Origin of the sequence: Streptomyces sp. NPDC059371 (assembly GCF_042751995.1) — a bacterium.
Classification (GTDB): domain Bacteria; phylum Actinomycetota; class Actinomycetes; order Streptomycetales; family Streptomycetaceae; genus Streptomyces.
Map to the genome: position 1 here is coordinate 198,422 of NZ_JBHYXD010000002.1, position 8,890 is coordinate 207,311.

Consider the following 8,890-nt stretch of genomic DNA (forward strand, 5'->3'; position numbering starts at 1 on the left):
AGGACCACACACCCCCGCCGCCCCGGCGGTTTTTTAACGCCCTTGGACCGGACCAATCCCGGACTCAAGTCTTGACGCGGTCATGCAAGCGGGGCCACCTTGGACCAACCCGGTAAGGAAAGTTTCCTAACAGAAGGGCCCCCCACAGTGCGCACTCGAACACTGACCCTGTCCGCGGCCGTCGGAGCGGCACTGCTCGCCGTCGCCGCGCTCCCGGCCAACGCCTCCGGAAGCGGCGCACCCCGCTCGGCACAGGAGGGTTCGGTCAGCGCGGCCGCCCTCCTCGCCAAGGTGACGTCCTGCTCGCAGATCTCGAACGGCAAGTACAGGACGGACGAGGAGACCTCGGCCACGATCCCCGTCTGCGGCAAGAACGGCGCCGTGTTCTGGAAGGCCGACATGGACATCGACTGCGACGGCCAGGTCACCGCCAAGTGCAACGCCGGCACCGACCCCTGGTTCCAGGACGACACCGCCTTCCACCAGTCCGACGGCAGGGCGCTGCGCGCCGACTCGCTGCCCTACGTCGTCGTGCCGAGCTCCAGCGGCATCTGGAAGTACACGAGTTCGGGCATCAAGGGCGGCGGTGTGGTCGCCGTCGTCTACAACGGCAAGGTCGAGTACGCGGTCGTCGGCGACACCGGACCGACGCAGATCATCGGTGAGGCGTCGTACGCGACGGCGAACGCGCTCGGCATCGACCCCGACCCGGAGACGGGCGGAGCCGACAGCGGCGTGACGTACATACTCTTCAAGAACTCGCAGGTGTCCCCCATCGAGAGCCACAGCGCGGCCGTGTCGCTCGGGGACTCCCTGGCCCGGCAGTTCCTCGCCAACAACTGAGGAGCGGGGGACGGAGACGGCCCGCGGGGCGGAAGCGCCCCGCGGGCGGTATCAGACGGGCTGGCCGATCGGGCGGACGACCACCGTGTTCACGTCGACGCCCGTCGGCTGTCCGATCGCCCAGACGATCGAGTCGGCCAGCTGGTCCGCCGTCAGGAGCTGCCCGGGCGGCAGGCTGCCGTAGCTGTCCCAGAACGGGGTCTCCACACGGCCGGGCGAGATCAGTGTCACGCCCACGCCGTACTCGGTGACCTGGCGCCTGGTGTTCTCCGCGAGCCCGGTCACCGCCCACTTGGTCGCGCCGTAGATGTTGCCGGGCGTGTTCACATGCCCGGCGACACTGCCGATCAGGACGATGCGGCCGCGGGACTCCTTCAACGCGTCGATGGACGCCCTGATGAGCAGCGCGGGTCCCAGCACATTGGTCAGCACCATCTCGGACCAGCCGGCGGGGTCCCCCTCCGCGACCGTGTCGTGGGTGGCGAACCCGGCGTTGGCGACGACGGTGTCGACGCGCCCGAACTCCTTGAGCGTCGCCTCGACCGCGGCCCTCACCTGGTCGTACTCGGCCGCGTGCCCGACGATCGTCAACAGCCCTTCGGGGCGGCCGAGTTCCTCGGCGAAGGCGTTCAGCCGCTCCGCTCCGCGCCCGGTGACGGCCACCCGGTGCCCGGCGTCGAGCAGCCGGCGGGCGACCGCGGCCCCGATGCCGCTTCCGCCCCCGGTGATGAGCGCGACCGGAGAATCGGTCATGGTGTACCCCCTGGAGTGTCCGGCCCCGAGGCCGGCCGACTGTGCCTCGAACTACGGGAGTTCATCACTTGGAGCGCGCTCGATGTCAAGGCCCGCCGGCCGCGCTCGCGGCCGGGCGGCGGCCACCGTGACTACTCGGGTTTGACCCCCACGTACACCGTCATCGCCGTCAGGACGAACGTGTCCGAACGGTGGTGCACGCTCGCCTTGTCCTCCGGGTCGAGGAGCCGGTCGAGCGTGGCGAGGTCCTCCGCGTCGAGGCCCTCGGCGAGACCCTCCCGCCTGCGGGTGAGCGCGGTGACGACGAAGGCGCGGGCCTCGTCCGAGACCGGTGCGGGCAGGTCGAGCAGAAAGGTGCGGGTCGCCGTGTGGCGCAGCCCGACGGCGGTGAGCAGAGCGGGCCAGTCCTCCGTCTCCGGCACCGCTCCGGGCAGCTCGGCCCGCATACGGGTGAACCACTCGTCGTGCACCGCGTCGATGCGGGCCTCCAGACCGGGCCGGCCGATACCGGTGTCGCGCGGGAGGAAACGCGTGGGCAGGCCGCCCTCCAGCAAGGCGAGCGTGCCGCCGGGGGCCAGGCTCCGGACGAAACCGGTGAGCGCCGCCCGCTGGTCGCCGACGTGGTGCAGCGACCTGCTGGCCCACACCAGGTCCGCGGGATACTCCAAGTCCCCCACACCCTCGGAGAGTTCGGCCTCCATCGTGCTGAACCGGTCGGCGAAGCCCAGCCGCTCGGCGCGGGCGCGGGCCTCCGTCAGCAGGGGCTCGGCGACGTCGACGGCGACGACCCGCGCACCGGGGAACGTCTCGGCGAGCAGCCCGGAGATGACACCGGGGCCGCTTCCGGCGTCCACGATCAGCCCGGGATCGGGCCGCTGCTCCCGCAGCCACTCGGCCGCCTGGAGGTAGGCCGGGGTGAACAGCTCCGCCTCCTGCACCAGCATGGGCAGCATCTGGCCGAAGTCCATGTGGGTGTGGTCGTGGCCGCTGCCGTGCCCCTGGCCGGGCGCGGAGCCGTGGTTCCGGCCGTGGTCGTGAGCCCCGCCCCGGTGGTGCGCCGGGCCGCTGCCGTGCTCGTGGTGGTGGTCCTGTGCCATGGGGCAAGCCTCTCTCTCGGGATGAGGACAGCCTGCTCCGCCACTCCCGGAAACGGCCAGTCGTGTTGCTCGAACGGCAAAAGCGGGCGCCCCCGGAAATCCGGAGGCGCCCGCGTTCCCGGTGCGCGTGGGTCAGCCGCTCAGCCGGTCACAGGGCCGGGTGCGCGTTCTTCATGAGCTCCTGGAACTGGGCGGAGAACCAGTGTCCGGAGAGCGGGGCGTTCGGCAGGGCGCCGGAGAGGCTGTTCCCGTTGCGGGCGTTGCCCGTGTACGTCGGATCGCACATCCGGTCGAAGCCCTTGCCCTCGTCGTTCGCGATCGCCGTGCTGGAGCCGTCGGACTCGCCCGAAGGCTTCATCCACACTTGGAGGAATGCACGGCGTGCGTCGGCGACCTTGGCGTGGGCGCGGGCGACCTTGAGACGGGCCTTGGTCCGGTTCTTTGATCCCTTCCGTTTGCGGGACAGCTCCCGCTGGGCCTTCTTCAGCTTCTTCTCCGCCCGGCGCAGGAACCGCGGGGAGTCGATCCTCGTGCCGTCGGACAGGACCGCGATGGGGGTCCCCCCGGACGGAGTCTGGGGGAGCGTCAGCCCCAGGTCGATGCCGATGGTGCGGTCGGTGTCGGGCATCCGGGCGGCGTCGGCGGCGGGGTCGGTGTCGACGACGAAGGAAGCGAAGTACCGTCCCGCGCTGTCCTTGATCACGGTGATGGAGGTGGGGGTGGTGGGCAGGGTGCGGGACCACTTCACCTTCACCGCGCCGATCTTCGGCAGGTTCAGCCGTCCGCCGACGGTAACGCTCCAGCGGGCGTTGGCGGTGAACCGGATCGACTGCCGGGTGTCCTTGCGGGACTTGAAGCGGGGCGCACCCAGCCTGGGTCCCTTGCGGGTGCCCTTGAGGGAGGCGAAGAAGTTCCGGTAGGCGGCCTCCGCGTCCCGCAGCGCCTGCTGGAGCACCACCGCGGAGACCTCGCCCAGTCAGGACCGCCCGGCTGTCCGCTTGGCCTCGGTGATCAGCTTCCGGGACAGCTCACCCGCCGTCGGGAACGCCCGCCCGGCCCTGTGGGCATCCTCACGCGCGCGCACCGCGTCGTTGAACACGACACGGGCGCACCCGAACGCCCTGGCCAGCAAGGCCTGCTGGCCAGGGTCCGGGTACAGACGGAAGCTGTACCGGAACTGCATGACGATCACACTAGGCAGGTCGAACCCGCATCGTCACCGGGAACATGCACGCGACCCGTCACCGTCACCGGGCTCGACGGTGCAGGGGATGGAGGCGACGGCGTTGGTGCCGACGTCGGCGGGAACGGCTGCGGCGGCTCCGCCCGTTCCCGCGGCGATCAGGGCGAGTGCCCCGAGAATGGCTGTTCTCGCACGGCTCATGTGCGGGTCCCTCATCCGTTGAGGGCGCGCAGGTGGTCGCGCAGCCCGATGCCGTAGGAGGTCGGAGTTCCGTCGTAGTTCGAGATCAGCGACGGACCCGAGGAGCAGTCCCAGGTGTTCCAGGTCCAGCCGAGATAGGAGAGCCCCCGGTCGTCGAACCACTTCATGACGGTGTCGACGAAGGAGTGGGAGCAGGTGTTCTCCCCGATCTCGCCCGCCACCAGGGGAACTTGGGCGGCGACGGGTGCGAGGGTCGAGTTCCAGCAGCTCTCGCTCGCGCAGGTGTTGAAGTTGTAGACGTGGTAGGCGGCGACGAGATTGCCCGTGGGATCACTGGGCCTGTACGTCAGCCACTGGCTCAGGTCGTTCGAGTACGCGAGACCGCCGGCCAGGATCAGGTTCTTGGCGCCGGTGCCGCGAACCGCGTCGACCAGGGACTGCATTCCGGCGACCTGGTAGGAGATGCCGGGGCAGGTGCCGCCGTCGCGCCAGCAGGTCCACGCCTGGGTGGTCGTGGAGGTCGCGCGGTCCGGGTAGGGCTCGTTGAACAGGTCGAAGGCGACGGCCGGGTCGTCCTTGAAGGTGCTCGCGACCGAGGACCAGAAGGACGGCGTGTACTGCGCGTCGGGCATCGGTTTCTGGCAGGTGGCGTGCACGTCGGAGCAGCCCGCCGAGTTGCCGGTGTACTGGCCGTAGGTCCAGTGCAGTTCGACGAGCGGTGTCATGCCGTGCGCCTCGACCTTGGCCACCAGGTCCTTGACCGCGGCGATGTAGTTGGCGCCCGCGTACTCCGGCTTGATGTTGGAAAGGCCGAGCCAGCACTCCTCGTTGAGCGGGATGCGGACCGTGTTGACCTTCCAGTCGGCGATCGCCTTGACGGAGGCGTCGTCGACGGGACCGTCGAAGAAGCCGTAGCCCTGGACGCACATGAACTCGCCGCCGGAGCGGTTGACGCCGAGCATGCGGCGGGTGGCTCCCGCCGAGTCGACCAGCTTGTTGCCCGAGACGTGCAGTTTCGGCGCCCCACCGCCGGCCGGCGGTGGATCGGTGGGTGTGGGAGTGGGCGTCGGCTGGGTGTCCACGTTGCAGGTGGTGCCGTTGAGGCGGAAGGCCGTCGGCACCGCGTTGCTTCCCGACCAGGACGCGAGGAACCCGGCGCTGACGCTCGCGCCGCTCGCGAGCGAGCCGTTCCAGCTCTCGTTGGCCGCGGTCACCGCCGAACCGGACTGGGACCACTTGGCGTTCCAGCCCTGGGTGACCTTCTGACCGGCCGGGAAGTCGAAGCCGAGGCTCCAACTACTCAGCGCGGCCATGTTGTTGGTGATTTTCACGGCGCCCTGGAAGCCGGTGTCCCACTTGCCGGTGACCGAGTACTCCACCGTGCACGCGGGAGTTGCTCCCGAGGCCGTGACGACCGGCGCGACGGCCGTGCCCAGGAGGGCGACGGCGGCGCCGATGACTAACAGAGACAAACGCGGGGGGTGACGCATGAAGCGACTCCTTGCAGCTCTGGCGCGCCGTGACGGACGCGCCGACTGATGGAACCGCTCCCACTGGTGCGGATGAAGCTAGCGCCAAGTGCCCGCGTTGCCCAGAGGGGTTGCGCAGTTGATCTGTCGAATCATTTCGACTCTTCAAGCACCTTGACCGCTCACACCCCTCTCTCCAATATGGGAGCGCTCCCACTGGTTCAAGGCTTGTTGCTCCGCCCCCCATTCTCCGAGCCGCAAGGAGGAACCAGCACTATGGATTCGAGCCCACGATGGAGACGTCGTCGCAGGTCACGACGGCTGTGGACCGCCGTAGTCGCGGCACTCGCTCTCCCGCTCACGACATTGGCGACCGGTACGACTCCCGCACACGCGGCCACGGTTCAGTGCAGCGTCGACTACAAGACCAACGACTGGGGCTCCGGCTTCACCGCTGATCTGACGATCACCAACCGGGGCACCGACGCCATCAACGGCTGGACCCTGACCTACGCCTACACGGGCAACCAGACGCTCACCAACGGCTGGAACGGCACCTGGTCCCAGTCCGGCAAGTCGGTCACCGTCAGGAACGCGTCCTGGAACGGGACGATCGGCGCGGGGACCGCCGTGACCACGGGCGCGCAGTTCACCTACAGCGGCACCAACACCGCCCCCGCGTCCTACGCCGTCAACGGCACCACCTGCACCGGAGCGCATCAGCCGCCGATCACCGTGCTGACCAGCCCCGCGGCGGGCGCCGTCTACACCCAGGGCGACGCCGTCCCGCTGGCCGCCACCGCGGCGGCGGCCGACGGCGCGACCGTCTCCAAGGTCGAGTTCTACGACGACACGACCCTGCTCGGCACCGACACCAGCTCGCCGTACACGCTGTCGGCGACCGGACTGGCCGTGGGAAGTCATTCCATCGTCGCGAAGGCGTACGACAGTCTGGGCGCGTCGGCTGATTCCGTACCGGCCGGCATCACGGTCGCCGCGGGGCCGGCCATCGTCGCCTCACCGACCCAACTCGGCGTCCAGCAGGGCAAGTCGGGGACGTTCGCGGTCAAGCTGTCGACCCAGCCGAGCGCCAATGTGACGGTGGCGGTGGCCCGTTCGGCCGGGAACACCGGGCTGTCGGTGACCGGCGGTTCGAGTCTGACGTTCACCCCGTCCAACTGGAACACCGCTCAGACGGTGACCATCACCGCCGACGCCTCGGGCACCGGGTCCGCGACCTTCACGGCCTCGGCGACCGGTCAGGCCAAGGCCACGGTGACCGTGACGGAACTGGCCGCGACAAAGGCGTACGACGCGCGCTTCCTGGACCTCTACGGCAAGATCACCAACCCGGCGAACGGCTACTTCTCCCCCGAGGGCATCCCCTATCACTCGGTGGAGACACTGATCGTCGAGGCGCCGGACCAGGGCCATGAGACGACATCGGAGGCGTACAGCTATCTGATCTGGCTCCAGGCGATGTACGGGAAGGTCACCGGCGACTGGTCGAAGTTCAACGCCGCGTGGACGACCATGGAGACGTACATGATCCCCACGCACGCCGACCAGCCGACGAACTCCTTCTACAACGCCTCCAAACCGGCCACCTACGCGCCGGAGCTGGACACCCCGAACGAGTACCCGGCCAAGCTCGACACCGGTGTCCCGGTCGGCTCCGACCCGATCGCCTCCGAACTGAAGAGCGCGTACGGCACGGACGACGTGTACGGCATGCACTGGCTCCAGGACGTGGACAACACCTACGGCTACGGCAACGAACCCGGCAAGTGCGAGGCCGGTCCGACCGCCACGGGTCCGTCGTACATCAACACCTTCCAGCGCGGCGCGCAGGAGTCGGTGTGGGAGACGGTTCCGCAGCCGACCTGCGACTCCTTCAAGTACGGCGGCAAGAACGGCTACCTGGACCTCTTCACCGGGGACTCCTCGTACGCCAAGCAGTGGAAGTACACGGACGCCCCGGACGCCGACGCGCGAGCGGTGCAGGCCGCGTACTGGGCCGACGTATGGGCCAAGTCCCAGGGGAAGAGCGCCGATGTGTCGGCGACCGTCGGCAAGGCGGCGAAGATGGGCGACTATCTGCGCTACGCCATGTACGACAAGTACTTCAAGAAAATAGGCAATTGCGTCGGTCCGTCGACCTGTGCGGCCGGCACCGGCAAGGACGCCTCTTCCTATCTGCTCTCCTGGTACTACGCCTGGGGCGGCGCCAACGACACCTCGGCGGGCTGGGCCTGGCGGATCGGCTCCAGCCATGTCCACGGTGGCTACCAGAACCCCCTGGCGGCGTACGCGCTCAGCACTAACGCCGACCTGAAGCCCAAGTCCTCGACAGGCGCGGCGGATTGGAACACGTCCCTCACCCGGCAACTGGAGTTCTACCGCTGGCTCCAGTCGAGCGAGGGCGCCATCGCGGGCGGCGCGACCAACAGCTGGGCGGGCCGCTACGCGACACCTCCCACGGGGACGCCGACCTTCTACGGCATGTACTACGACCAGCAGCCGGTGTACCACGATCCGCCGTCCAACCAGTGGTTCGGCTTCCAGGCGTGGTCCATGGAGCGCGTCGCCGAGTACTACCAGCAGACGGGCAACGCGAGCGCCAAGGCGGTCCTCGACAAGTGGGTCACGTGGGCGCTGTCCAAGACCACGATCAACCCGGACGGCACCTACCAGATCCCGTCCACCCTCCAGTGGTCCGGCGCTCCTGACACCTGGAACGCGTCGAGTCCCGGTTCCAACAGCGGACTTCACGTCACCGTCGCCGACTACACGAACGACGTCGGGGTGGCCGCCGCGTACGCCAAGACCCTGTCGTACTACGCCGCCAAGTCCGGCAACACCCAGGCGAAGACGACGGCGAAGGCGCTTCTGGACGGCATGTGGAACAACTACCAGGACGGTCTGGGCATAGCCGTCCCGGAGACCCGCACCGACTACAACCGCTTCAACGACAGCGTGTACGTGCCGAGCACCTTCACCGGCACGATGCCGAACGGCGACGCGATCAACTCCTCCTCCACCTTCTCCTCGCTGCGGTCCTTCTACAAGAACGACCCGGCCTGGTCGAAGATCCAGAGCTATCTGGCGGGCGGCGCCGCGCCCTCCTTCACGTACCACCGGTTCTGGGCGCAGGCGGACATCGCCCTCGCCATGGGCTCGTACGCGGAGCTTCTCGAATAGTCCCCGCTGTGGCTCCGGGTACGCGGCCCTGTCCCTGACGGCAGGGCCACCGGCCGGGCGGTCCCTCACCGCAACGAGGGCCGCCCGGCCGTCACTTGCTCCCCACCCCCCCCCAGCCCGGGACCCGCTGTGCAGACCCCCCG

6 protein-coding genes and 2 pseudogenes are annotated in these 8,890 nt (G+C 69.0%); 2 read left to right on the top strand and 6 right to left on the bottom strand.

The window, feature by feature from the left end:
* The first annotated feature begins 147 nt into the window (after positions 1-147).
* Positions 148-843, top strand: a complete 696-nt coding sequence (locus tag ACFXGX_RS02105) for a glycoside hydrolase family 75 protein (protein ID WP_384783686.1) — start codon at positions 148-150, stop codon at positions 841-843.
* A gap of 51 nt (positions 844-894) precedes the next feature.
* On the opposite strand, the gene ACFXGX_RS02110 is transcribed toward ACFXGX_RS02105, so the two are convergent.
* From ACFXGX_RS02110 to ACFXGX_RS02135, 6 genes and pseudogenes are all read right to left on the bottom strand, one after another.
* On the bottom strand, positions 895-1,596 hold the full coding sequence (locus ACFXGX_RS02110; protein ID WP_384783688.1) for an SDR family oxidoreductase: 702 nt from the start codon (positions 1,594-1,596) through the stop codon (positions 895-897).
* A 131-nt stretch (positions 1,597-1,727) separates the two neighbouring features.
* Positions 1,728-2,693 (bottom strand): methyltransferase, encoded by a 966-nt coding sequence (locus tag ACFXGX_RS02115; RefSeq protein WP_384783690.1) that lies wholly within the window; start codon positions 2,691-2,693, stop codon positions 1,728-1,730.
* Between the two features lie 148 nt (positions 2,694-2,841).
* A pseudogene (locus ACFXGX_RS02120) lies at positions 2,842-3,057 on the bottom strand (cellulose 1,4-beta-cellobiosidase); the annotation flags it as partial.
* A gap of 6 nt (positions 3,058-3,063) precedes the next feature.
* Positions 3,064-3,876 (bottom strand): annotated as a pseudogene (locus ACFXGX_RS02125) (RNA-guided endonuclease InsQ/TnpB family protein); the annotation flags it as partial.
* Positions 3,877-3,909: 33 nt separating this feature from the next.
* The gene (locus tag ACFXGX_RS02130) at positions 3,910-4,077 is read right to left on the bottom strand and encodes a hypothetical protein (protein WP_384783692.1); all 168 of its coding nucleotides are present in this window, start codon (positions 4,075-4,077) and stop codon (positions 3,910-3,912) included.
* A gap of 11 nt (positions 4,078-4,088) precedes the next feature.
* A complete protein-coding gene (locus tag ACFXGX_RS02135) occupies positions 4,089-5,567 on the bottom strand; it encodes a cellulase family glycosylhydrolase (RefSeq protein WP_384783694.1) in 1,479 nt (492 codons plus the stop codon).
* 255 nt (positions 5,568-5,822) lie between these two features.
* On the opposite strand from ACFXGX_RS02135, the gene ACFXGX_RS02140 reads away from it, so the two are divergent.
* Positions 5,823-8,747: a glycoside hydrolase family 48 protein gene (locus ACFXGX_RS02140; protein ID WP_384783696.1), complete on the top strand. Its 2,925-nt coding sequence runs from the start codon at positions 5,823-5,825 to the stop codon at positions 8,745-8,747.
* The last annotated feature ends 143 nt before the right edge of the window (positions 8,748-8,890 follow it).

Excerpts from the sequence above, each read along its gene's own strand:
- ACFXGX_RS02140 (WP_384783696.1), top strand. The coding sequence starts at position 5,823 with ATGGATTCGAGCCCACGATGGAGACGTCGTCGCAGGTCACGACGGCTG.
- ACFXGX_RS02115 (WP_384783690.1), bottom strand. The coding sequence starts at position 2,693 with ATGGCACAGGACCACCACCACGAGCACGGCAGCGGCCCGGCGCACCAC.
- ACFXGX_RS02135 (WP_384783694.1), bottom strand. The coding sequence starts at position 5,567 with ATGCGTCACCCCCCGCGTTTGTCTCTGTTAGTCATCGGCGCCGCCGTC.
- ACFXGX_RS02110 (WP_384783688.1), bottom strand. The coding sequence starts at position 1,596 with ATGACCGATTCTCCGGTCGCGCTCATCACCGGGGGCGGAAGCGGCATC.
- ACFXGX_RS02130 (WP_384783692.1), bottom strand. The coding sequence starts at position 4,077 with ATGAGCCGTGCGAGAACAGCCATTCTCGGGGCACTCGCCCTGATCGCC.